This is a genomic window from Streptomyces sp. NPDC025721 (genome assembly GCF_055558595.1).
The window spans coordinates 119169-143423 of record NZ_JBVHMF010000010.1 but is presented as its reverse complement, the minus strand read 5'-3'; the positions used below and the strand labels follow the sequence as shown (position 1 = coordinate 143423).

The 24255-nt window shown below is 73.0% G+C and carries 21 protein-coding genes and 1 pseudogene; 10 read left to right on the top strand and 12 right to left on the bottom strand.

Annotation, left to right across the window (positions count from 1 at the left end; translation table 11 throughout):
• Positions 1-136: 136 nt before the first annotated feature.
• The 5 genes from ACZ4EF_RS16775 to ACZ4EF_RS16755 all read right to left on the bottom strand — a co-directional run bounded on the left by ACZ4EF_RS16775 (position 137) and on the right by ACZ4EF_RS16755 (position 4231).
• Complete coding sequence (locus ACZ4EF_RS16775) at positions 137-928, bottom strand: ABC transporter permease (RefSeq protein WP_355340372.1); 792 nt, start codon at positions 926-928, stop codon at positions 137-139.
• Positions 925-1911 (bottom strand): ATP-binding cassette domain-containing protein, encoded by a 987-nt coding sequence (locus tag ACZ4EF_RS16770; RefSeq protein WP_467505152.1) that lies wholly within the window; start codon positions 1909-1911, stop codon positions 925-927. Before ACZ4EF_RS16770 ends, ACZ4EF_RS16775 begins: the two co-directional genes overlap by 4 nt.
• A 164-nt stretch (positions 1912-2075) precedes the next feature.
• Positions 2076-2930 (bottom strand): DUF4097 family beta strand repeat-containing protein, encoded by an 855-nt coding sequence (locus ACZ4EF_RS16765; RefSeq protein WP_467505068.1) that lies wholly within the window; start codon positions 2928-2930, stop codon positions 2076-2078.
• A gap of 90 nt (positions 2931-3020) precedes the next feature.
• A complete protein-coding gene (locus ACZ4EF_RS16760; RefSeq protein ID WP_402711221.1) occupies positions 3021-3539 on the bottom strand; it encodes a toxin-antitoxin system HicB family antitoxin in 519 nt (172 codons plus the stop codon).
• Between the two features lie 323 nt (positions 3540-3862).
• The gene (locus ACZ4EF_RS16755) at positions 3863-4231 is read right to left on the bottom strand and encodes a winged helix-turn-helix transcriptional regulator (protein ID WP_467505065.1); all 369 of its coding nucleotides are present in this window, start codon (positions 4229-4231) and stop codon (positions 3863-3865) included.
• Positions 4232-4331: 100 nt separating this feature from the next.
• On the opposite strand from ACZ4EF_RS16755, the gene ACZ4EF_RS16750 reads away from it, so the two are divergent.
• The 4 genes from ACZ4EF_RS16750 to ACZ4EF_RS16735 all read left to right on the top strand — a co-directional run bounded on the left by ACZ4EF_RS16750 (position 4332) and on the right by ACZ4EF_RS16735 (position 10214).
• Entirely contained in the window at positions 4332-5213 is an 882-nt protein-coding gene (locus ACZ4EF_RS16750) for an NAD(P)H-binding protein (RefSeq protein WP_467505064.1), read from the top strand.
• Between the two features lie 202 nt (positions 5214-5415).
• On the top strand, positions 5416-7551 hold the full coding sequence (locus ACZ4EF_RS16745) for an acyltransferase family protein (protein WP_467505062.1): 2136 nt from the start codon (positions 5416-5418) through the stop codon (positions 7549-7551).
• Positions 7552-7696: 145 nt separating this feature from the next.
• A complete protein-coding gene (gene rarD, locus ACZ4EF_RS16740; protein WP_355340390.1) occupies positions 7697-8653 on the top strand; it encodes an EamA family transporter RarD in 957 nt (318 codons plus the stop codon).
• A gap of 145 nt (positions 8654-8798) precedes the next feature.
• A complete protein-coding gene (locus ACZ4EF_RS16735) occupies positions 8799-10214 on the top strand; it encodes an Ig-like domain-containing protein (RefSeq protein WP_467505060.1) in 1416 nt (471 codons plus the stop codon).
• Between the two features lie 72 nt (positions 10215-10286).
• Here the strand turns inward: ACZ4EF_RS16735 and ACZ4EF_RS16730 are convergent, their stop codons facing one another.
• Entirely contained in the window at positions 10287-10739 is a 453-nt protein-coding gene (locus ACZ4EF_RS16730; protein ID WP_355340396.1) for an ATP-binding protein, read from the bottom strand.
• A 356-nt stretch (positions 10740-11095) separates the two neighbouring features.
• Here ACZ4EF_RS16730 and ACZ4EF_RS16725 point away from each other — a divergent pair, with 356 nt between their 5' ends.
• Positions 11096-11971 carry a helix-turn-helix domain-containing protein gene (locus ACZ4EF_RS16725; RefSeq protein WP_355340399.1) on the top strand — a complete coding sequence of 292 codons (876 nt, stop codon included), beginning with the start codon at positions 11096-11098 and terminating at the stop codon, positions 11969-11971.
• Positions 11968-12168 (top strand): DUF397 domain-containing protein, encoded by a 201-nt coding sequence (locus ACZ4EF_RS16720; protein WP_355340402.1) that lies wholly within the window; start codon positions 11968-11970, stop codon positions 12166-12168. The genes ACZ4EF_RS16725 and ACZ4EF_RS16720 overlap by 4 nt, the downstream gene beginning before the upstream one ends.
• A gap of 307 nt (positions 12169-12475) precedes the next feature.
• On the opposite strand, the gene ACZ4EF_RS16715 is transcribed toward ACZ4EF_RS16720, so the two are convergent.
• The 6 genes from ACZ4EF_RS16715 to ACZ4EF_RS16690 form a co-directional block, all read right to left on the bottom strand.
• A complete protein-coding gene (locus ACZ4EF_RS16715) occupies positions 12476-12883 on the bottom strand; it encodes a DUF4259 domain-containing protein (RefSeq protein WP_467505057.1) in 408 nt (135 codons plus the stop codon).
• A gap of 16 nt (positions 12884-12899) precedes the next feature.
• Positions 12900-13763 (bottom strand): NAD-dependent protein deacetylase, encoded by an 864-nt coding sequence (locus ACZ4EF_RS16710; protein ID WP_467505056.1) that lies wholly within the window; start codon positions 13761-13763, stop codon positions 12900-12902.
• A gap of 42 nt (positions 13764-13805) precedes the next feature.
• Positions 13806-14696 (bottom strand): ABC transporter permease, encoded by an 891-nt coding sequence (locus ACZ4EF_RS16705; RefSeq protein WP_467505054.1) that lies wholly within the window; start codon positions 14694-14696, stop codon positions 13806-13808.
• Between the two features lie 202 nt (positions 14697-14898).
• On the bottom strand, positions 14899-15927 hold the full coding sequence (locus ACZ4EF_RS16700) for an ABC transporter ATP-binding protein (RefSeq protein WP_467505052.1): 1029 nt from the start codon (positions 15925-15927) through the stop codon (positions 14899-14901).
• A gap of 158 nt (positions 15928-16085) precedes the next feature.
• Positions 16086-17405 (bottom strand): LolA family protein, encoded by a 1320-nt coding sequence (locus ACZ4EF_RS16695; RefSeq protein WP_467505050.1) that lies wholly within the window; start codon positions 17403-17405, stop codon positions 16086-16088.
• 296 nt (positions 17406-17701) lie between these two features.
• On the bottom strand, positions 17702-18721 hold the full coding sequence (locus tag ACZ4EF_RS16690) for a polyprenyl synthetase family protein (RefSeq protein ID WP_355340417.1): 1020 nt from the start codon (positions 18719-18721) through the stop codon (positions 17702-17704).
• 570 nt (positions 18722-19291) lie between these two features.
• On the opposite strand from ACZ4EF_RS16690, the gene egtA reads away from it, so the two are divergent.
• From egtA to egtD, 4 genes and pseudogenes are all read left to right on the top strand, one after another.
• Positions 19292-20566 (top strand): ergothioneine biosynthesis glutamate--cysteine ligase EgtA, encoded by a 1275-nt coding sequence (egtA, locus tag ACZ4EF_RS16685; RefSeq protein WP_355340420.1) that lies wholly within the window; start codon positions 19292-19294, stop codon positions 20564-20566.
• A 297-nt stretch (positions 20567-20863) separates the two neighbouring features.
• The gene (egtB, locus tag ACZ4EF_RS16680) at positions 20864-22240 is read left to right on the top strand and encodes an ergothioneine biosynthesis protein EgtB (RefSeq protein WP_467505047.1); all 1377 of its coding nucleotides are present in this window, start codon (positions 20864-20866) and stop codon (positions 22238-22240) included.
• Positions 22240-23013 (top strand): annotated as a pseudogene (gene egtC / locus ACZ4EF_RS16675) (ergothioneine biosynthesis protein EgtC); the annotation flags it as partial. The gene egtB and the pseudogene egtC, both read left to right, overlap by 1 nt.
• Positions 23014-23121: 108 nt before the next feature.
• On the top strand, positions 23122-24114 hold the full coding sequence (egtD, locus tag ACZ4EF_RS16670) for an L-histidine N(alpha)-methyltransferase (protein WP_355340722.1): 993 nt from the start codon (positions 23122-23124) through the stop codon (positions 24112-24114).
• Positions 24115-24255: the final 141 nt, after the last annotated feature.

The window sequence follows — 24255 nt, the reverse complement described above, 5'->3', positions numbered from 1 at the left end:
CTTCGGTGACGGGACGTCACGCCCCGAACGGGGCGCCCGCTTGAGGTCGGCGCGGGGGGGGGGGGGGGGGGGGGGGGGGGGGCGGCCCCCCCCCCCCCCCCCCCCCCCCCCCCGCCCTCGTCCGTCTCTCCCGTGCTCACCGCGTGGTCCCGCTGTTGAACAGCGAGCGCGACCAGAGGTACCCGGCCAGGCCGATACCGGCGCACCAGGCGAGCGAGATCCAGGCGTCGTGGCCGATCGCCGAGCCGGTCAGCAGCCCGCGCAGGGTCTCGGTCATCGGCGTGAACGGCTGGTACTCGGCGAACCAGCGCAGACCGGGGGACATCGAGTCGGCCGGTACGAAGGCCGAGCCCAGGAACGGCAGGAACTGGACGAGCAGCGGCTTGTTGCTCGCCGACTCGACCGTCTTGGAGATCAGGCCGAGCGCCGCCGACAGCCAGGTCACCGCGAAGGCGACGGCGGCGAGCAGCCCGGCCGCCGCCAGCCACTCCAGCGGGCTCGCGTCGGGCCGGAAGCCGACCGCGAGCGCCACGCCCATGACGAGGACGAGGCTGGTCATGGTCTGGATGACGCTGCCGACGACATGGCCGGTCATGAACGAGGCCCGCGAGATGTTCATCGTGCGGAAGCGGTTGATGATGCCCTCGGTCATGTCGGTGCAGACCGCGATCGACGTGGACATGGCCCCGGCGGCCACCGCCATGATCAGGATGCCGGGCGTCAGGTACTCCAGGTACACGCTCCGGCCGCCGCCCGCCCCGAGTCCGGCGCCGATCGACCCGCCGAAGGCGTACACGAACAGCAGCAGCATGAGGATGGGCATCGCGGCCGTGCCGAAGCCGACCGCCGGGTAGCGGATCGCGTGCTTCAGATTGCGCCGCAGCATCGTCGTCGAGTCGCGCACGGCGTAGGTGAGGGTGCTGCTCATCGCGAGGTCTCCTTGGGGTGAGGGGCGGAACCGTCGCCGGTCAGGGCGAGGAAGACGTCGTCCAGGTCGGGGGTGTGCACGGAGAAGTCGGCGGTACGCACGCCGGCGGCGTCGAGCCGGTCGAGCAGCGAGCGCAGCGCGTCGAGTCCGGCGTCGCCCGCCACGCGCAGGGCCAGCTCCCCGTCGTCGCGGACCGCGCCGGGGACGGCGGCGGCGGCCCGTTCGTACTGCTCGGGGTCGGTGAACCGCAGGCGTACGTGGCTGCCGGGGATACGCGCCTTCAGCTCGTCGGCGGTGCCTTCGGCGACAATCCGGCCGCCGTCGAGCACGGCGACACGGTCGGCCAACTGGTCGGCCTCCTCCAGGTACTGCGTGGTGAGGAAGACGGTGACGCCGCTCGCGACCAGTGACCGCACGGTGTCCCACATCGTGCGGCGGCTGCGCGGGTCGAGGCCGGTCGTCGGCTCGTCCAGGAAGATCACCTTCGGGTCGCCGACCAGCGTCATGGCCAGGTCCAGGCGGCGCCGCATGCCGCCGGAGAAGAGCGCGGCGCGCTGCTTGGCGACGTCGGCGATGTCGAAGCGGGCCAGCAACTCCTGGGCTCGCGCCCGCCCTTCGGCCTTGCCGAGGTGCAGCAGGTCGGCCATGAGGAGCAGGTTCTCCTCGGCGGTGAGCAGGTTGTCGAGCGCGGCGAACTGTCCGGTGACGCCGATCGCGGCGCGGACGCCGTCCGGTGAGCCGGCCACGTCGTGGCCCGCGACCTGGGCGTGGCCGCCGTCGGCGGAGATGAGGGTGGACAGGATCTGCACGGTGGTGGTCTTGCCCGCGCCGTTGGGGCCGAGCAGCGCGAAGACGGTGCCCGCCGGGATGCGCAGGTCGATGCCGTCGAGGACGGTCTTGTCGCCGTAGGACTTGCGCAGGTCGGCGGTGGAGACGGCGGGCGGGCGCGGGTCGGCACCCTGAGCATTTCTGGGCATGGGCATGACAGAAGAAGGCATGGAGCTCTCCCGTTTCGGGGCGTGGTGAGAGGAGCGGGGTGGGGGGTGCGCGGTGAAGGGTGCGCGGTGCGCGGTGAAGGGTGGGCGATCGGCGGTGCGCGGTGAAGTGGCCCGGTGCGTCGGGCCGTACGTGGCGGGGGGGGGGCGGGTCAGCCGCGCGCGCGGAGGATCTCGATGTTGCCCCAGTTGGTCCTGGCGCGGACCGAGACGGTGTCCTCGCTCTGGCCGGGGGCCTCGGAGGCGGGGAGCCTGTTGCGCACCTGCCCGTGGCTGGAGCTGACGTCGAGCCAGGCGGCGGTGCCCTCGCGGACGCCGACCTCGATGGGGCCGTTGGAGGTCTCCAACTGGACCTCGCCGCGTACGACTTCGGCGACGCGCAGGTGGCCGTTGGACGTGGTGCCGGTGACCGACGCCTCGGCGCGCGCGATGTCGATGCCGCCGTTGGTGCCGCTGACCCGCAGTTCGCCGGTGACGGCGGCGAGGGTCGTGGTGCCGTTGGAGTTCTTCAGCACGGCGGTCCCGTCGACCGTGCCGATCCGCAGGCTCCCGGAGCTGGTGGCGATCTCGGCCGGGCCCTCGACCCGGTCCACGGTGACGCTGCCGTGCGACACGGCCAGATTGAGCGGCCCGGTCGTGTCGAACCGCACGTCGCCCACCGAGACCTTCACCCGCACCTCGCCGAGCCTGCCCTCGCCGTGCACCTGCGCCCACGCGCCGGTCACCTCGACCGCCGAGCCCGTGGGCAGTTCGACCGCCACGTCCACGGCGCCCGAAGGCCCGATGAGGCGGCGGCCCTTGGGGGTCCTGATGGTCAACAGGCCGCCGGAGTAGCGCACTTCGGTCTGCTCGGCCGCCTTGACGTCCTGGTCCCGCTTCGGGTCGCGGGGCCGTACCTCCACGAGGGTGTCGAGGCGGTCCTCGGCCGTGAACTGGATCGATCCGGCTTCCACGGTGCTCGTCACCGAGATGGGTTCCGGGGTGTCGAAGGGGGTGAAAGTAGGCATGGTTGTCCCGTCCTCTTGGGTCGTTGTGGCGTCTCCGCAGGTGGGAGGCGGTGGGCTTCTCGTGCTTTTCGCGCTTTTCGCGCTTCGCGGCTAGCGGACCCAGCCCTTGAAGCTCTGTCCGACGGTTCTGGTGGTACGGGTCTTCTCCGTCGTACGCGGCTGGCCGCCGCCGTCGCCGACCGCCGCCGAGACGGCTCGCACCAGCCAGGAGTTGACCGACAGGCCCTCCCTGGTCGCGGCCTCCTCGGCCCGCGCCTTGAGGTGGCCCGGCAGTCGCAGATTCACCCTGGCGGTGCTGCCGTCGTCGCCCTCGACCGGTGCGGGCGGCGCCGGGGCCTGCGCCTGTGCCGGGGCCTCCTCCTGCGCGTACGGCCGCGTCACCACGAAGTCCGGGTCCAGGCCCCGGAGCCGGACGTCTACCGAGCCCGGTGCCAGGTCCCGCGTGATCTCGTCCATCGCCGCCGACAGCACATTCAGCATCGTCAACCGCGTCGCCGACTCCAGCGGCGCCGTCAGGCGCTCCGCCAGCTCCCTCGCTTCTTCGCCTCCGGCTTCGGCGGCCACCGCCAGCTCGCGGCGCAGATTCTCGACATACGGCGTCAGGTCCATGACGCCATAGTGGCACCACCCTGGCACCACCCGCAACCCCCTCCCTGACACCACCCTGGCACCACGTGGCACCACCCCCACCCAAGGGCCCGCCTTCAGGGGCGCGGGGAACTGCGCGACCAGCCACGACGGTGACACCGCCAAAAAACCGGCCCACCCCCCGGTGCGTTCACCACACGCAAGGGCTTGCTTTTAGGGGCGCGGGGAACTGCGCGACCAGCCACGACGGTGGCACCGCCAAAAACCGGCCCCAGCGGGGCAGACGCGGTTGCGTTCGGGCTGAAAGCCCGGTGGGGGGCGGGCCGGGCAGGGCCCGGCGAGCCTTAGAGGGTCGGCGAGCCGACCGGGGAGTGGGCGGCGTCGTAGGCGGCGCGGGCGGAGAGGACGGCGGGGACGGCGGCAGCCGTCCAGACGGAGAGGGCGCGGACCTGACCGGCGGCCTCACGGCCGAGAGGGGTGAGGGAGTAGGTGACGTGCGGCGGGATGACGGGCAGAGCCCGGCGAAGGACGAAGCCGTCCCGCTCCAGCGTGCGCAGCGTCTGGGTGAGCATCTTCTCGCTGACCCCGCCGACGGCCCGCCGCAGCTCACTGAAGCGCAGCGCCGCCCCGTCGAGCAGCTCGCACAGGACAAGAACCCCCCACCGGGAGGTGACGTGTTCGAGAATGAGCCGCTCGGGGCAACTTACGTCCATGTCGGTACCTTACTTCAAGGTGGGTACTTTCCAAGAGTTAGTGCCCGGCGTACGGTGGAGCCGAAGACACCGGACCACCGCAAACAGGGAGCAAAAAGACATGAGCATCGTCGTCACAGGAGCCACCGGGCACCTCGGCCACCTCGTCATCGACGAGCTGCTCAAGCAGGTCCCGGCCACGGACGTGGCCGCCGTCGTGCGGGACGAGGCCAAGGCCGCCGACCTGGCGGAGCGCGGCGTGGAGCTGCGGATCGCGGACTACAACCACCCCGAGACGCTGAAGGACACCTTCCACGCGGGCGACAAGGTCCTGCTGATCTCGGGCAGCGAGGTCGGCCGCCGCATCGCGCAGCACAGCGCCGTCGTGGACGCGGCGGCGGCCTCGGGCGTGGCGCTGCTGGCGTACACCGGCATCCTCGGCGGCCCGGACGCCGACCTGAAGCTGGCGGACGAGCACAAGGCGACCGAGACGTACATCCTGGCCTCGGGCCTGCCCTACGTGTTCCTGCGCAACGGCTGGTACAGCGAGGTCCAGACCGAGAATCTGGCCCCGGTCCTGGAGCACGGCGCCGTCATCGGCAACGCGGGCGACGGCCGGGTCGCGAGCGCGGCCCGCGCCGACTACGCCGCCGCGGCCGCCGCCGTCCTGACCGGTGAGGGCCACGAGAACACGGCGTACGAGCTGAGCGGCGACACGGCGTGGAGCTTCGCCGAGTACGCGGCACTGGTCGCCGAGCTGACCGGCAGGGAGATCACGTACAAGAACGTCCCGGCCGAGACGCGCCAGTCGATCCTCGAAGGCGCGGGCGTCCCGGCGGACTTCGCGGCCATCCTGGTCGACGTGGACCACGCCATCGAGCGCGGCCTGCTCGCGCGCACCAATGGCGAGCTGTCCCGGCTGATCGGCCGCCCCACGACCCCGATCCGCGAGACCCTGGCCGCCACCCTCAAGGACACGCCCAAGGACACGCCCAAGGCGTGACCACGGCCTGCCCCGGCCTGAGCACGACCTGACCCCGGCGGCCTGCACCACCCCCGCACACGACAGAGGTCCCCGGCTGTTCCGGCCGGGGACCTCCCCCGTTCACGCCCCCGCCCCGGAGCGTTGCTTGTCTTCGCGGGACGGCGCGTCCTCGTGAACAGACGGCGGGGCGGCCTCGACGCAGCGCCCCGAGGACCCCACCGTGACCACGGCCACCGCACCGCCGCACCCGCGGGACCCGCCGCGCCTGGACATCCAGGGGCTGCGTGCCGTCGCGGTCACCCTCGTCGTCCTCGCGCACGCGGGCGTCGGCGCGGTCGCGGGCGGATACGTCGGCGTCGATGTCTTCTTCGTCGTCTCGGGCTTCCTGATCACCTCGCTGCTGACCCGTGAGTCCCGCGCCACCGGCCGCATATCGGTCAGGGACTTCTACGCCCGGCGCGCGGTGCGCCTGCTGCCCGCCGCGACCCTCGTCGTGCTCGGCACGCTCGCGGGCTGCCGGCTCTTCCTGTCGAAGATCCGCTTCGCGCAGTACGCGGGGGACGCGCTCGGCAGCGCGCTCTACGGCGTCAACTTCCGGCTGGCCGCCGCCGGTACGGACTACCTCGGCGCGAGCGAGCCGCCCTCCCCCTTCCAGCACTTCTGGTCGCTGGCGGTGGAGGAGCAGTTCTATCTGCTCTGGCCGCTGCTGCTCGTCCTGTGCCTGCGGTGGCGCCGCCGCCCCGCGCTCCCGGCGGCCCTGGCCCTCACCGCCCTCTGCGCGGCCTCCTTCGCGCTGAGTCTCGCCCTCACCCGCTCCTCCCCCTCCTGGGCCTACTTCGGCTCCCCCGCCCGCTTCTGGGAGCTGGGCGCGGGCGCGCTGCTCGCCCTGGGCGCGCACCGGCTGGACATCCGAGCGCCCCTCGCGGCGGCCCTGAGCTGGGCGGGCCTGACCGGCATCGTCGTGGCCGCGCTGACGTACGACGACGCCACGCCCTTTCCAGGCCGTTACGCGCTCCTGCCGGTCGTCGGCACCCTCCTCGTCCTCGCGGGCGGCCGATCCCCCGGCCCCTCCCCGACCTCCGGCCACTCCCCGACCCACGCCCCCGGCCACTCCCCGACCCGCACCCGCACCCACACCCCCTCCCCCGCCCGCTACGGCGCCCGACTCCTGCTCGCCCGGCGGCCGGTCGCCCGGCTCGGCGGCCTCTCCTACGGCTGGTATCTGTGGCACTGGCCCCTGCTGGTCATCGGACCCGCGGCGCTGAACACCGCGCCCTCCACCGGTCTCGCCCTGGCCCTGTGCGCGGTCGCGCTGGCGCTGGCCTGGGCGACGCTGCGGCTGGTGGAGAACCCGATACGGTTCCACGCCGCCTTCCGCCGCCGTCCGGCCCTGGCGCTGCGGCTCGGCGGCGGCCTGTCGGCGGGCGCCGCGGTGGCCGTGCTGACCGCCGCCCACTTCCCGCCCGCGGTCGACTCCGGCAGACCCGCGCCCGACCTGCGGCGGGAGCTGACGGCGGCGCGCGACCCCGCGCTGCGGCTCGGGCAGCTCCTGCGGACCTCGGGTCCGAGCCTGCCGAGCAATCTCACCCCGCCCCTGGCCGAGGTCAAGCCGGTACGCTCGGCGGTCTACCGGGACGGCTGCCACGCGGGCTACGCGCGTACGAGCACACCCCCGTGCGTCTACGGCGACCCGTCCGCGGCCACCACCGTCGTCCTCTTCGGCGACTCGCACGCCGCCCAGTGGTTCCCCGCGCTCGACCGGCTGGCGCGCGAACGGCACTGGAAACTGGTGTCGTTGACGAAGGCGTCGTGCAACGCCGCGACGGTGACGACCGTTTACCAGGGCGGCCCCGCCGTCTGCGACACCTGGCGCCGCGCGGCGGTCGCCCGGATCGCCGCGCTCCGCCCCGGTCTCGTCCTCGTCTCGTCCTCGGACGCGGGCCGCCCGCTGCACCCGGCCGCCGATCCCGTACAGCAGTGGACGGACGGCTTCCGCGCCACCTTCACCGCGCTCGCGGCCTCGGGCGCGCGGGTCGCCGCCCTGCTCGACACCCCCTGGCCCGCCTCCGACGCCGTCGAGTGCGCGGCGGCCCACCCGCTGCGGCTCGGCCACTGCGCGAGCCGGCTGCCCGACGCGCTCCGGGACCCGGCGCGGCAGGGCGCGGTACGGGCGGCGGCGACGGCGGCCGGGGCCGCCGTGATCGACCCCGCGCCCTGGCTGTGCGCCACGGACGGCACCTGCCCGGTGCTCGCGGGCGACACCCTGGTCTACCGCGACGACAGCCACATGTCCGAGACGTACGCCGACGCGCTGGCCCCGGTCCTCGGCCGCCGCCTGACCGCCCTCCTGCCGTAAGGCGGTCCCGCCCGGCCCCGGCCACCGTCCTGTCATGACCGTGGAGCGGAACGGACATGACAGGCCGGGGCGGCTGCCGCTACCGTCGTCACGTCGCGCGCCGACGGCGGGTCGTACGGCCGGGGCGGTACGGGAAGGGGTCGGGATGAACGAGCGGCGCGCGGGACTGGTCTACGGCTTCGCGGCCTACGGCATGTGGGGCCTGTTCCCGCTGTTCTGGCCGCTGCTCGAACCGGCGGGAGCGCTGGAGATCCTGGCCCACCGGATGGTGTGGGCGCTGGTGGTGGTCGCCGTGATCCTGCTGGCGATGCGCCGCTGGGCGTGGATATCCGAACTGGTCAGGCAGCCCGGGCGGCTCGGCCTGATCGCCGTCGCCGCCGTCTTCGTCTCCGTCAACTGGGGCCTGTACATCTGGGCCGTCAACGCGGGCCATGTGGTGGAGGCTTCGCTCGGCTACTTCATCAACCCGCTGGTCACCATCGCGCTCGGCGTCCTCGTCCTGCACGAGCGGCTGCGCCCGGTGCAGTGGGCGGCGGTCGGCGTCGGCGCGCTGGCCGTCGTCGTCCTCACCGTCGGATACGGGCGGCTGCCGTGGATCGCCCTCTCGCTCGCCTTCTCCTTCGGCGTCTACGGCCTGGCGAAGAAGCAGATCAACATGGGCGGCCTGGAGTCGCTGGCCGCCGAGACCTCGGTGCAGTTCCTGCCCGCGCTGGTCTTCCTCGTCGTGCTCGGCGCGCGCGGCGACTCGACCTTCACCCACCACGGCCCCGGCCACGCCGCCCTGCTGGCCGCCTGCGGTCTGGTCACGGCGGGGCCGCTGGTCTGTTTCGGCATGGCGGCGACCCGGCTCCCGCTGTCCACCATCGGCCTCATGCAGTATCTGACGCCGGTCTTCCAGTTCCTGATCGGCGTGCTCCACTTCCACGAGGAGATGCCCCCCGAGCGCTGGGCCGGTTTCCTGATGGTGTGGGCGGCGCTCGTCCTGCTCACCTGGGACGCGATCAGGGGCGCACACCGCGGGCGTACGGAAGCGCGCGCGGCGCGCCAGGCCCCGGCGGTCGTGGAGTCCCCGGAGGCGACCGACTCCCCGCTGCCCGGCTGAGCCGTACGGGCGAGCGACGACATCCACTCGGGTGACACGGACACCGCCGCCGATTGGGTGATCTGACGATCGGTCATGCGAAGGACGTACTCGTCCGGCGGTCAGGCGCCGGGCCGCCCGAAGTGCAGGAGAACGCGTCGTGCGCATGCCGGCCAACAGACTCACCACGAGAACGGCCCGGGGGCTGGCCGCGGCGGCCACGGCCGCCGTCATGATCCCGCTGGCCGCGAGCCCGGCCGTGGCGGCGGGCTCCGCCTACGGGAGTTGGAGTCCCGAGGTGCTGCACGTGCCCGTGACCGGCTTCCCCGACGCCACCTTCAGCACCGACAGCAGCTCGCCGTCCATCCCCGGCGGCACCTCGACCTTCCTCAACGGCTCCACCCCCTTCGGCGCCGAGTACGGCAGCTCGCGCGGGCAGAACTACCTCGCCCTGCGCCCCTCGACCGGCGGCACCAACGGCCGGCCGTCCCTCACCACCGTCACCTTCGCCGCCGCCACCCCGGTCGGCTGGGGCTTCACCCTCGGCGACATCGACGCCGACCAGGTGCGGATCAGCGCGACAGGCGCGGGCGGTGTACGGCTGACGGCGGCGCAGCTCGGCTTCCAGTCGACCTTCAACTACTGCGTGGGCACGCCGAAGCCGTCCTCGTGCGGCTCCGGCCCGAACACCGACGTGCCCACCTGGGACCCCGCGACCTCGACGCTGCGCGGCAACGTGCTCGACACCAACGGCGCCTCCGGCTGGTTCCGCCCGACGGCCCCGGTGACCTCGATCTCCTTCACCTACAGCGTGCTCAGCGGATCGCCGGTCTACCAGATCTGGATGGCCGCCCCGGACGCCGACATCAGCGGCACGGTCGCCTCGGACTGCGGCATCCCGCCCGGCACGTCGGTACGGCTGCGCACCGCGACCGGCGCCGCCGTGCTCGACAGCGCGGGCCAGCCGGTGGCGGCGGCCGTCGACGCCGACGGCGCGTACTCCTTCTCCGGCGTGGCCACCGGCCGCTTCCGGGTCGTGCTGCCGGTGCCCGCCGGGTACACGGCGACCGGCGCGACCAGCCGTAACGCCGACACCTCGGGCGGTGACGTGCGCGGCGCCGACTTCCGGATCGGCTGTACGCCCGAGCCCGCGCCGCCGGTGACCGTCCCCGGGAACGGCGGCCCGGTCCGGGTCCCGGTCACCCCCGACCGCGCGCCCCACACCCCGGTCACCGTCCCCGAGCCGCCGGACCACGGAAAGGTCGCGGTCGAGGGAGACCACCTCGTCTACACGCCCGACAAGGGCTACGCGGGCAAGGACTCCTTCATCTACAAGGTGACGGCGAAGGACGGGCAGCCGAAGTTCGTGAAGGTGAGCGTGGACGTCACCAGGCCGAAGCCGACGCCCACGCCGCCCGGGCCGCACCCCGCTCCCCCGGCCAACCACCCGCAGCCGCAGCAGACCGGCCCCGAACTGGCCGCCTCGGGCGCCGACGGTCCCCTCGCCATGGTCGCGGGCGGCCTCGTCGCCGCCGGGGCCCTCGCGGTGACCGCCACCCGCGCGCGGAAGCGCCGCCGCTGACCCCTGCCTTCGTGTACGGCTCCGCGCCCGCCGGTACGGTTCCCGGCGGGCGCGGTCACGTTCACCCGCGCGTCACCGCCCGAGGCCGCACTCCGCCCAGACCATCTTCCCGACGCCGTCCCGCTCCCCGACGCCCCAATGCCCGGGCCCCGCGACCGCGTTGACCAGCGCGAGCCCGCGCCCGTCCTCGTCGCTCTCCGCCGCGACCCGTGGCTCGGGCCGCCCGTCCCCCGCGTCGTGCACCTCGATCCGCACACCGCCCGGCGTCCGCACGTACCGCGTCTGCACATCGCGCCCGGCGACCCGCGCGTGCACGACGGCGTTCGTGAATAACTCCGACAGGATCAACACGGCGGAATCCGTGAGGTCTTCCAGTCCCCAGCCCTTGAGGGCCGTTTCCAGTTCGTGCCGCGCCCGCCCCACCGAACGCGGCGTACGCGGCCACAACCGGGCGACCGTTCGGGATTCGGCACCGGGCGGCTCGCCCGCCGATTCGTCGGACTGTCCAGGTGGTTCTCGGTGCATGGCCGTGCCTTCCCTCGTCGCCGAATCCCATTGACGTCGGGGCCCCCTTGTCGCCACGTCGGGGGCCCCGACGGAGGACTCACCCGGGCGCCCACGGGGAGTGGCGCCGCACGGGGGTCCTCGCCACCCGTCGCGGGGCGCGGCACCCACGCGACGGGAATCGGTACGTACTTGGCAGCGCCAAGCACCGCGCCGCATCGCGGTGCGAAGTAGCGCGTAGTACGAGAGTAGGCGCGGAAATGGCTGCGCCGCAACCAGAACAGGCGCACGCGTGCAATCCGGTGCGTCAACGGCGTCGCGTGGCCCTAGAGTTGTGCCCGGTACGTGACCGGGCGTGCCGAGAAGGGAGCCGACCCATGCCCGCAGGGGGACGGCCGACCGTGCGCAGCAGGCGACTCGGGTCGGCCCTGAAAAAGTACAGAACCGCAGCTCAGCTCGATCAACCACAGGCCGCCGAGGTGATCGCGGTCAGCGCCAGCAAGATCAGCCGCATCGAAACCGGCCACATCAGCACCCGCGTCATCGAACTGCGCCTGCTCCTCGACGCGTACGGCGTGACCGATCCCGAAGTGCGTTCTCGGCTCGAAGAGTTGGCCAAGGGGTCGAACCGGCGCGGTTGGTGGCTGGAGCATGCTGCGCACCTACGCGCGGACTACTTGGACCACATCTCGCTTGAGGATGACGCGACGTACATCCGCGAGTGGCAGCCCAACCTGATCCCCGGACTGCTCCAAGTCCCCGCGTACGCGGAGGCGGTGATCACAAGTGCTCCGCACTTCATCGACCCGGAGCGGGTCTCGCAGCTCGTCAAGGTGCGGCAGGACCGCCAGGTAAAAATCGACGAGGTCGAGGGCTCGGCGAACTACACGGTCATCATCTGGGAACCGGTGATCATCCACTCGATCGTCAAACCCGAGGTCTACCAACAGCAATTGGCCCATATTCTTGAGGTCGGCCAAAGGCAGAACGTGACGCTACAGGTGCTATCGATTTCAGCCGGAGTCAAGGCGTCAATGCCCGCCGCGTTTTCGAGCTTCTCCTTCGACAGCGAACCCGTGGTCGAGGCAGTCACGTTGGACAATCTCCGGGGGGCCTCCATCCTGGAAGCCGCCGAGGATTTGACCGCTTACGCTCTCGCATTTGATCAACTACGATCGGCAGCACTGGCCCCGGATGCAAGCGCGCGGCTCATCCGAGGCGCACTACAGAGAAGCAAGGACGACACAAAGTGACCCCTAAGGTAATAGGGCCCTTCCGGAAGTCCTCGTACTCCGGGGCGGAAAACAACTGCGTAGAGGTCGCCGCCACGGCCGGCGGAGGGCGGGCCGTGCGGGACAGCAAGGACCCGGCCGGTCCGAGCCTCTACTTCACGCCCACCGAGTGGACCGCCTTCCTCGCGGGTACGCGAAACGGCGAGTTCGCTCACTAAGGCACCACGCGCCACGCGAAGGCCCCCGGAGTCGCCACCGGGGGCCTTCGCCATGTCGGCGGGCCAACGGCATGCTGCCGTCGACCAGCGCGCGGAAGTACGAATTGTTCAGGACCCCGGTATCGGCGACGACGCGTTTGGCGTGCGCCGTCACCAACGGGGCTGCGGGCGCCCGCAGATGGGTGGTCACCGCTGTTCCCCTGGCAGGGCTCCCAGGAGGCGGTGGCCCCGGTCGGCCGGGTCGGTGCCCGAGCCGTCGGTGTCGATGACGAGCACTGGGGGCCGCTGAGCGGGCCGGGTTGCGGCATCAGGTGGGCGCTTGAGGGGTGAGCGTGTGCTGGAGGCGGGTGATGGTCGCCCGCCAGGGGCCGTCAGGGGGCTCGTCCCAGAGCTCCACCAGCTCGGAGGGTTCGGTGACGACCCGGTCCAGGGCCCTGAGGGCCGTGGCGCGCAGCGGTGTGAGGTCCGCGAGCGGCTGCTTCGGCCCGTAGTCGGGGTCGATGGGCTCACCGCCGGGGCACTGGGCGGCGACCAGCGCGGCGGCGGCCACGGCCTCTTCGGAGATGTCCGCGTCGAGGTCGCCCGTCGTGTCGATCACGCGGATGAGGGCGTCGCGGACGATGCCGGGGCGCGCGTCGGGGCTCGCCTCGTCGAGGGTGTCGCTGAGGTCCCACGCGGTGTCGTTGTCGAAGGGGCCGACGTGCCAGGTGCCCATGTCCTTCTCCCGCCGCTCAGACGGCCGCCGCGCCCAGCGCCTCCGTCAGGGCGCTGAGGGTGGGGCCGAGGGGCAGGTCGAGGGTGAGCGCGGCCAGGTCGTCGCCCCTGGTAGGGCCCTGGTTGACGATCGCCACCGGGGTGCCCTGGCGGGCGGCGCGGCGGACGAAGCGCAGCCCCGACATCACGGTGAGGGACGAGCCCAGGACGAGCAGGGCGGGGGCGGCGTCGACCAGGGCGAAGGCGCGGTGGACCCGCTCGGGCGGCACATTCTCGCCGAAGAAGACCACGTCCGGCTTGAGCGTGCCGGTGCCGCAGACCTCGCAGGGCACGAGCCGGAACCGCTCGGTGCTCCCCGCCGGGAGTTCGGCGTCGCCGTCCGCGTTGGTGTGGGCGACGGCGGTGGCGCGGAAGCCGGGGTTCGCCTCCTCCAGGCGCTCGTCCAGCCGCGTACGGTCGCTGAGGTCGCCGCAGTCCAGGCACACCACCCGGTCCAGCCTGCCGTGCAGGTCGATCGCCTCCGCCGTACCGGCCGCCGCGTGCAGCCCGTCCACATTCTGCGTGATCACCCCGGTCACCGCGCCCGCCCGCACGAGCCGCGCCACCGCCCGGTGCCCGTCGTTCGGCAGCGCCCGCGCGATCGTCCGCCACCCGAGGTGGCTGCGCGCCCAGTACCGGCGCCTGGCCGCCTCTTCCCCGACGAACTCCTGATACGTCATCGGCGCCGACGTCCGCCGCCGCCCCGTCACCCCGCGGTAGTCCGGAATCCCCGACTCCGTCGACAGCCCCGCCCCGCTGAGCACCACGGCCGGCCGCCCGGCCAGGAACCCGGCCAGCACGTCCACGCCTTCCCCTCGCCCCCCGCCGACCCCGGTCTCCATACCGGCAGCGTACGCCCGCCTGACGGGCGCTAGGGGCCTGTCCTAGGCCGTCACGTCGCGGGTGGTGAAGCGGGCCCAGGCGGCCGAGCCGAAGACGGCGGCGTAGAGGGCCTGGAGGCCGAGGTTCTTGGCGATGCCGGTCCAGGTGACGGGGTCGCGGAGGATGTCGGCGAAGCTGAGCCAGTAGTGGGGGAAGAGGTAGGGCTGGAAGGCGTGGAGCTGGGGGATGTTGTCGATGATCTGGACGGTGATGAGCAGGCCGACGGTGGCGGCCATGGCGCCGATGCCGCTGTCGGTGAGGGTCGAGATGAACAGGCCCAGCGCGCCGATGCCGACCAGGGAGGCCGCGACCAGGACCGCGATCAGCAGGCAGCGCAGCATGCCGTCCGAGAGCGGGATCGTCGTGCCCGACAGCAGCGTGACGTCTCCGACCGGGAAGAGCGCGAAGCCGACGATCAGCGCCGAGACGGCGACCACCAGGGTGGCCGCCAGGCAGAAGGCCAGCACGGACGCGTACTTGGCGAGCAGCAGGCGGGTGCGGCCCGCCGGGGCCACCAGCAGATAGCGCAGCGTGCCGCCGCTGGCCTCGCCCGCGATCGAGTCGCCCGCGATCACCCCGATCGCCATCGGGAGGAAGAACGGGAGCGTGGCCGCCAGGGCGGCGAACGTCAGGAACAGGCCGTTGTTGCTCACCTGCTCGATGAACGCCGGGCCGTTGCCGTTCCCGTCCGGCCCCCCGCCCCCGCCGAGCGACCCCCCGTTACGCGTCTCGATCCGCACCGCCACGCCCACCAGCAGCGGCACCCCCGCCAGCACCGCGAACAGCGCCAGCGTCCGCCACCGCCGGAACACGGTGACCAGCTCCGACCGGAACAGCCCGAAGCTCCAGAGCAGCCGGGGCGTACGCGGCCCGGACGGCGGCTCGGTGGCCACGGTGCCCGCGGCGGCTCCGGCTTCGGTCCCGGGGGGATCGGTGGCGGGCCCGGAGGGCCGGGCGGCGGGCTCCGGGGGCGATGCGGCCTCCGGGGCGGCCGGGCCCGGGGCGGGGGTCGGCTCAGGTCGCGGCCCGGCCGCAGGCCGGTTCTGGTCGGCCGCAGGCCGGTTCTGGTCGGCGCTCGAAGCGGCCGGCTCCGTTTCAGCCCGCGACATCGAAGCCCTCTCCCGTCAGGGCGACGAACGCGTCCTCCAGGGAGGCGCGTTCGAGGCCGAAGCCGCGCACGCGGACGCCCGCGGCGACCAGCGCGGCGTTGAGGTCGGCGAGGTCCGGCGGGTCGGGGGGCAGTTCGCCGCTGACGCGTTGACCGTCGGTGAGGAGGGCGCCGACGCCGTGGTCGGTGAGCACGCGGGCCGCCTCCGCCGGGTCCGGTGTGGTGACGACGAGCCGCCCGCGCGTACCGGCCGCGAGGTCGGCCACCGGCCCCTGCGTGAGGAGCCGGCCGCGCGCCATGACGGCCGCGTGCGTACAGACCTGCTCGATCTCGTCCAGCAGGTGCGAGGAGAGGAAGACGGTGGTGCCGTCGGCGGCCAGCTCCCTTACCAGGGAGCGGATTTCGCGCATGCCCTGCGGATCGAGCCCGTTCGTGGGCTCGTCGAGGACCAGCAGCTCGCGCGGCTGGAGCAGGGCGGCGGCCAGTCCGAGCCGCTGCTTCATGCCCAGCGAGTACGCCTTCGCCTTCTTCGGGCCCGCCGCCGTGAGCCCGACCCGGTCCAGCGCGGAGCCCACCCTGGCCCGGCGCGTACGCGGGTCGGCCGTCGGGTCGGCCGCGTCGTACCGCAGCAGATTGTCCCGGCCGGACAGGAAGCCGTAGAGGGCCGGGCCCTCGATCAGCGCGCCCACCTTGGGCAGCACCGCGCGCTGTGCGCCCGGCATCGGGCGGCCCAGCACCCGCGCCGTGCCCGCCGTCGGCGCGATCAGGCCCATCAGCATCCGGATCGTCGTCGTCTTCCCCGAGCCGTTGGGGCCCAGGAAACCGAAGACGCTGCCGCGCGGCACCCGCAGGTCCAGGCCGTCCACGGCGAGCGTGCCGCGGTACCGCTTCGCGAGGCCGCGCGTCTCGATCACCACGTCGGCGGCGTCCGCCGCGGGCACGGTCACCGCGTCGTACGCGCTCGGCCCGTTCGGCCCGTTCGGCCCGTTCGGCCCGGCGGCCTGCGGCTGCTGCATCGCGCTCCTCTGCGACGGGGACTGGGAAGTGTACGGCGCACGCCGCGCCCGGCCGGAACTCCCGGCTCCGGGCCTGAGCCCGGACCCGCTTCCGCCCGCGCCCGGTGGGTGCCCCCCCGGACGGGGACGGGCACCCACCGACTGGCGTGCGAGCGACGCTACTTCGCCGCGTTCGCCGCGTTCGCCGCGTCCGTCAGCGCGGACTGCGTCACCGCGCCCACGTACAGGGTGCCCTTGTCGGTCAGGAGGGCGTTGACCAGGCGGGTGTGGAAGACGGTGCCGGAGCCGAAGTCACCGGTGACGTGCCGACCGAAGCTGTTGAGCAGGGACTGGGCGTCGCCGCCGCCCTTGCCGTGCGCATTCTTGTCGGCGCCGGAGGGCAGGCCGCCGGGCGACGTGATGACGGCGATGGAGTCCCAGCCCTTGCCGATGACGGTGGGCTCGGCGCCGGAGGTGTGACCGGTGCCGTTGACACCGTCGAAGCCGGGCAGGCCGGTGACACCGTCAAACCCCTTCTGGCCCTTGGCGACGGCGTCGGACTCCTTGCCGGCCTCGGTGACCTTCGTGCCCTTGGGCGGGGTGAAGGTGAAGGTCGACGCGGACGGCTTGCCGAAGCTCACCTTCGTGAAGCCGATGTCCACGATGGCCTTGCCGCCGCCCTTGGGCGAGAGCGTGAACTTCAGCGGGACGCCGGTCTTGGAGTCGACGGCGATACGGATCGCGCCGACCGTGGTCTTGTCCGCGTGCTGCGGGGTGACCAGGAGTTGGTACGCGCTGTGGCCCGCGACACGCGCGGTGCCGTCCACGGTGACCGAGGCCGTACCGTCGGCGGCCTTGAGCACCTGCTGGGCGGCGCCCTGCGGGGTGGCCGGGAAGTCCTGGGACCGGGCCCTGCTGTCGGCGCCGCCCTTGGCGTCGGCCGGGGCGGTCGCGTGATACGCCTCGTTGGACCCGCTGTCGTAGCCCCAGACCTCGGTGCCGTTGTGGATCAGGCTGTACTCGGCGGTGGGCTCGATGATCGAGACCTTCTGCCGGTCGGGACCGTCCGCCGCCACGTGCAGGGTGTGCGAACCGGCCAGGAGCTGGGTGAGCTGGGCCTGCGGGGCCGCGGCCGAGCCCTTGCCGTCCTTGCCGTCCTTGCCGGACGGGCCCGCGGCGCTCGCGGCGCCGCCGAACAGGCTGCTCGCCGCGCCACCGGACAGGACGTCGGGCAGCCCGAGGTCCGTACTGACCTTCACCGAGCCCGACACCGTCTGGATGTCGGACGCCGCGATCTTCGTGAGCAACTGCTCCGCCGTCAGCGTGGGCAGCGACGGGCTGCCGGTGTCCGCGAGCGCGGGTACGAGGCTGATGGTCGCCGCCGCCACCCCCGCCACCGCGACGGGCACCGCGTACCGCATGGCCTTGCGTCCCCGCCCCCTGCCGGGCTCGTCCGATTCCGGGTGCTCCGGAAACTGTGCCGGTTGGATCCGTGCCATCGCGTCTCTACCTCCGTCGTCGCGGCGGTTCACTGCCTCGCACTCGTCCGCTCCCCGGGCCATTGTCGCCCGGTCCGCCGTGAAGTGGACGTCTCCATCACACCAAAACGGCCAACCCGCCACATCAGCCGACGGATGCAACCCTGTGTACGTCCCCGGGATGACAGACCCCGACGCCGTACTCGGGTCGGCGCAGGGCGCCACCTAGGGGGCGTCGGCGATCCGACCTCACCGGCCGGTGCACGTCGCCGATGCAGCCCGACGCGGGAGCCCGACGCCGGGGCCCGACGCGGGGGCTAGCCCGCCCGGTGCACCACGATGTCGCACAGCGCCGCCAGCGCCAGCTTCGCCGTGCACTCCGGCAGCGGCGCGAGGGCGGCGCGCGCCTCGTCGGCGTACCGGAGGGTGTCGCGGCGGGCCTGTTCGAGCGCGGGGTGGCCGCGCAGGAGGCTCAGGGCCTCGCCGTGCAGGGCGTCGTCGGTGAGGTCGCCGTCGAGGAGCTGGTTGAGGCGGCGGTCGGTGGCCGAGACGCCGCCCGCGGCCTGCTGGTACAGACGGCGTACGTGCAGGATCGGCAGCGTGGCGATGCCCTCGCGCAGGTCGGTGCCCGGGGTCTTGCCGGACTCGTGGCTGTCGCTGGTGATGTCGAGGAGGTCGTCGGCGAGCTGGAAGGCCAGGCCGATCCGCTCGCCGTACTGGGTGAGGGTGTGCACGACCGTCTCGTCCGCGCCGGACATCATCGCGCCGAACCGCCCGGACACGGCCATCAGCGAACTGGTCTTGCCCGCGAGGACGTCCAGGTAGTGGTCGATCGGGTCGCGGCCGTCGCGCGGTCCGACCGTCTCCAGGATCTGGCCGGTGACCAGCCGTTCGAAGGACTCCGCCTGGACGCGTACGGCCTCGGGGCCGAGGTCGGCCAGGATGTGCGAGGCGCGGGAGAAGAGGAAGTCGCCGGTCAGGATGGCGACGGAGTTGCCCCAGCGGGCGTTGGCGCTGGGCACGCCGCGGCGCACCTCGGCCTCGTCCATGATGTCGTCGTGGTAGAGCGTGGCCAGGTGGGTCAGCTCGACCACGACGGCCGCGGGGACCACCCGGGGCGCGTGCGGGTCGCCGAACTGGGCCCCGAGCATCACCAGGAGTGGCCGGAAGCGCTTGCCTCCCGCCTTGAGGAGGTGGCGCGCGGCGTCGGTGATGAACGGGACATCACTCTTGGTGGCCTCCAGCAGGCCCTCTTCGACGGCCGAGAGACCGGCCTGGACGTCGGCCTCGAGGGCCTCGTCCCACACGCTCAGCCCGAAGGGCCCGACGACGGTCACGAGGGGTACTCCTGTCGCTGATCTGGCTTCTGGCGGGGTCTGAGGGGCGGCACTGTCTACACGGGCAGCGTAGCCGGTCGGCTGTGGATCACCGCCGGGGCATCGCCCTGGAAGCGGGGTCGCGGCGTACCGGAAGCGAGGTTCCGGAATTCCCCCCGGATTCGCCCCGTATTCGCCGCGGCTTCCTCACGGGTTCCCCGCTCCGGCCGCACCGATTCCTCACTCCGGCGGCGCGGCTTCCCCCGCTCTGACCCTCGGCTTCCCCCGCCCCTGCTTCTCGGCTATCCCCGTCCCTGCCCCTCGGCTACCCCCGCTCCGGCACTACACCAGGCCGTCTCCGACCGGGCCGGTTATGATCCGTAATGCCGGTTTTAGCGACGTAAAGACCGCCCGGAAGGGATGATGGCCGATTCGGGCGGTTGACCGAAGAACGTTCACCATTACGTAAGACGGTCCCGCAACATGGTCAACTACACTCGCGGCAGCAACAGGTGACATGTCCTCGCTTCGGGGTAGACCCCACGGGTAATCCCCGGGGAAACCCCCCAAGGAAAGAGAGGAGGTGGATCGATGGCAGCCGACCTGCGGGAAGACGAGGCGGAGGCCCACGTGCGCGGGGTCTGCTTCAAAACGGGTCCGCCCGCACGCACCGGTGTGGAATTGGAGTGGCTGGTCCACGACCGCTCCGATCCGCTGTCCCTGATATCCGTCGACCGGCTGGACGCGGCCCTCGCGCCCGTCGAACAGCCGGGCGGGCTGCCCAGCGGCAGCAGGCTCACCCGTGAGCCGGGCGGCCAGGTGGAGCTCAGCTCCCGGCCCGCCGACACCCTCGCCGCCTGCGTCGACTCCATGGCCGCCGATCTCGCGGCACTGCGACAGGCGACCGACGAGGCGGGACTCGTTCTCGTGGGACGCGGGCTCGACCCGTTCCGCGACCCTCCCCGCGTGCTCGACCATCCCCGCTACCGGGCCATGGAGAGCTTCTTCGACCGCGACGGCCCGTGGGGCCGCACGATGATGCGGCGCACCGCCGCCCTTCAGGTGAACCTCGACGCGGGCGACGACTCCGCGGGCACGTCCGGCTACCGCTTCCGCTGGGAGCTGGCGCACCGGATCGGCCCGGTCCTGGTCGCGGCCTTCGCGAATTCGCCGGTCCAGGGCGGTACGCCGACCGGCTGGGTCTCCACCCGGCAGGCGGTCTGGAGCCGGATGGACCCCAGCCGCACCCGGCAGCCGGGGCACGACGAGGACCCCCGTACCGCGTGGACGCGGTACGCCCTCGACGCGCGCCTGCTGTGCGTACGCGAGGGGCCCACCGACAGCAGCGGCGTCTGGGACGCCGCCCAGCCCGACTGGTCGGTGCCGGGCGACCTGACCTTCCGCGCATGGCTGCGGGGCGCGCCGGGCGTGCGGGCGCCGACCGTGGACGACCTCGACTACCACCTCAGCACGCTCTTCCCGCCGGTCCGCCCGCGCGGCTGGCTGGAGCTGCGGATGACCGACGCGCAGGACGGCGACGACTGGATCGTCCCGACCGTGCTGACGGCGACACTGCTGGACGACCCCGTCGCCGCCGAGGCCGCCCACGCGGCCACCGAGCCGCTCTGCGAGGACGGCGATCCGATGCCGTCCGAGGAGATGTGGCGGCGCGCCGCCCGGGTCGGCCCCGCCGACCCCGTCATCGGTGAGGCCGTACGGGCCTGTTTCGACGCCGCTGCCGGTGCGCTGGCGCGTACCGACGCGCCGGCGGCCCTGCGGCTGGCCGTCGCCGACTTCGCCGAGCGCTATCCAGAACGCGGACGATGTCCCGCCCACGACCAGTTGGACGCGCTGCGCCGCGTCTGACCCTCCGGAAGGCATGTCGTGACAAACCCTCGTACCGACGGCCGGAACACGGCCGAAAACAGTGCCTCACCCGGCACTTCCCTCACTTCTGGCGCATCCAGCACTTCGGCCGCTTCCGCCACGCCTGGCTCGGCTTCGGGCGCTTCGGGCGCTTCGCGTGCTTCGGGCGGTGCTGACGGGTCCGGTGGCTCCGGGGCTTCCGGCGGGTCCGGGACTTCCGGTGGCTCAGGCGGCTCCGGCGGCTTTGATGTCAAGGCGCGGGCGCTCGCCGCGCTGGAGACCGCCCGGCGCAGGACCATGGCCCTCACCGACTGCGTGGACGACGCGGATCTGGCCGCGCAGCACTCGCCGCTGATGTCCCCGCTGGTCTGGGACCTGGCGCACATCGGCAACCAGGAAGAGCTGTGGCTGGTCCGTGAGGCCGGCGGCAGGCCGGGCCTGCGGCCCGACCTCGACCAGCTCTACGACGCCTTCCAGCACCCGCGCGCCGACCGTCCCGCGCTGCCGCTGCTCGGCCCCGACGAGGCCAGGGCGTACGTGGCGGAGGTACGCGCCGAGACCGTCGACGTACTGGACGCCGTCGACACCTCGCCCAACGACTCGCCGTCCCTGAAGCGGGAGCGGGCGGAACGGCTGCTCGCGGACGGCTTCGTCTTCGGGATGCTCGCCCAGCACGAGCAGCAGCACGACGAGACGATGCTCGCCACCCATCAGCTCCGCAGCGGCCCGGCCGTCCTGGAGGCCCCCGAGCCTCCGCAGGCGCCCGCGGACGCGGCCGTGCTGCCCGCCGAAGTCCTCGTCCCCGGCGGCCCGTTCACGATGGGCACCAGCACCGAGCCGTGGGCGCTGGACAACGAGCGCCCCCAGCACACCGTGGACGTCGCCGCCTTCTGGCTGGACACCGTGCCGGTCACCAACGGCGACTACCTCGCCTTCATCGCGGCGGGCGGCTACCAGGACGCCCGCTGGTGGACCGAGGAGGGCTGGCGGCACGTCCAGGACGCGGGCCTCGAAGCGCCGCTCTTCTGGTCGTACGACGACGGCGCCTCCGTCTGGACCCGGCGCGTCTTCGGCCGGACCGAGCCCGTACGGGTCAACGAGCCGGTCGTGCACGTGTGTTGGTACGAGGCCGACGCGTACGCCCGCTGGGCGGGGCGGCGGCTGCCGACCGAGGAGGAGTGGGAGAAGGCGGCGCGGCACGACCCGGCGACCGGGCGCTCGCTGCGCTACCCGTGGGGTGACGCCGATCCCGGTCCCGAGCACGCCAATCTCGGCCAGACGCACCTGCGGCCCGCGCCCGCAGGCAGTTACCCGGCCGGTGCGGCGCCCTGCGGCGCGCGTCAACTCCTGGGCGACGTATGGGAGTGGACGTCCTCGGACTTCGCGCCGTACCCGGGCTTCGAGGCGTTCCCGTACAAGGAGTATTCCGACGTCTTCTTCGGTCCCGACTACAAGGTGCTGCGCGGCGGGTCGTTCGGCGCGGACCAGGTGGCGGCGCGCGGGACGTTCCGCAACTGGGACTATCCGATCCGGCGGCAGATCTTCGCCGGGTTCAGGACGGCGCGGGACGCGTCGGGGCCGGGGGCAGGGTCCGGGTCGGCGTCCACGTCTCCGTCCGCGTCGGCGTCCACGTCTCCGTCCGCGTCCCCGTCCTCGGAAGCCGGGCGCGGCTGATGTGCCGTCATCTCGCGTACGTCGGGCCGCCGTTGACGCTGGCTCGGCTGCTCACCGAGCCGTCGCGCGGACTGTACGAGCAGTCGTGGCAGCCGCGGCTCCAACGGCACGGCACGGTGAACGCGGATGGTTTCGGCGTGGGTTGGTACCCGCTGGAGCCCTCGCCCGAGGAGGGTGACGAGGGCTTCCCGCTCCCCGCCCGTTACCGGCGGGCCGTACCCGTCTGGTCGGACGCCAACTTCACCGAGCTGGCCCGGACGATCCGGGCCGGCGCCGTCCTGGCGGCGGTACGGTCCGCGACCGCGGGCACCACGCAGGACGAGTCGGCCGCCGCGCCCTTCCGTGACGGCCGCTGGCTGTTCAGCCACAACGGCGCCGTCGCCGACTGGGAGCGGCTGCCCACCGATCTGACCTCCGCCGAACTGCTGGGCCTCGCGTCCCACAGCGACTCGGCGCTGTTGTGGGCGCTGCTCACCCGGCGGCTGCGGCAGGGCCAGCCGCCGGGCGGGGCGCTCGCCTCCGTCGTACGTGAGGTCGCCGCCGCCCGGCCGACCGCGCGGCTCAATCTGCTGCTCACGGACGGCCGGACGATCGCGGCCACGGCGTACGGGGACACGCTGTGGTTCCGTACCGGCCGCGATGTGCCGGGGTCCGCGGAGGCCGTGGCCTCCGGGGGGTCCGTGCTCGTCGCCTCGGAGCCGGACGACGCTCCGGGCGACTGGCACGAAGTCCCGGACCGGTCGCTGCTGTTGGCGACCACCGAGGGCGTACGGATCATCCCGCTGCGCCCGCCGACCCCTGTCCGTACCGACCGCGAGGACGCCCGGGGCAAGGACCGCACACGCGAGGACCCGCACCCGCACCTTATGGAGGAGAGCAGCATGGACGAGAGCCGCACGGGTGGCAGCCGCTTCACCCTCGACGACCGGCTGCCCGCCGACTACTTCACGACCTCACTGCGCGCCGACGTGCTCGGCGGGCTCACCACCGCGCCGCGCACCCTGCCGCCCAAGTGGTTCTACGACAAGCGCGGCAGCGACCTCTTCGAGCAGATCACGCGGCTGCCGGAGTACTACCCGACCCGCGCCGAGCAGGAGATCCTGACCCGCAGGGCCCCCGAGATCGCGCAGCTCACCCGGGCCGCGACCCTGATCGAGCTGGGCTCGGGCTCCTCCCGCAAGACGCGGCTGCTGCTCGACGCGCTGACCTCGGGCGGCACGCTGTCGCGCTACGCGCCGCTGGACGTCAGCGCGTCCGCCCTCGAAGAGGCCGGTGAGGCGATCGTCCGCGACTACCCGGGGCTGCGCGTCGCCGCGACCGTCGCCGACTTCGAGAGCGGTCTCGCGCTGTCCGACGAGCCGGGTCCGCGCCTGCTGGCCTTCCTCGGCAGCACCATCGGCAACTTCGACGCGGCCCAGCGCCGCGCCTTCTACCGGACGCTGTCCCTCTCCCTCACCAGCGATGACGTCCTGCTCCTCGGCGCCGACCTGGTCAAGGACCCGGACGTCCTGATCCGCGCCTACGACGACTCGCAGGGCATCACCGCCGAGTTCAACAAGAACGTCCTGCACGTGCTCAACCGCGAGCTCGGCGCCGACTTCGACCCCGACGCCTTCGACCACGTCGCCCTGTGGAACACCGACCACGAGCGGATCGAGATGCACCTGCGCTCCCGTACCGCCCAGACCGTCAAGATCCCCGACCTCGACCTCACCACCGGCTTCACCCCCGGCGAGCACCTTCGCACCGAGATCTCCTGCAAATTCCGCCGCGACTCCCTCACGGCCGAACTCCACGAAGGCGGCTTCACCGTCCGCCACTGGTGGACCGACCCCCAGTCCCGCTTCGCCCTCCTCCTCGCCGTCCCCAACTGACCCCGCCCCGTCCCCCGGGGCAACGGCAGGTGGCCGGGTGCCCGCACGCCCCCCACGCGCCGGGGGGGGGGGGGGGGGGGGGGGGGGGGGGGGGGGGGGGGGGGGGGGGGGGGGGGGGGGGGGGGGGGGGGGAGAAAAGGC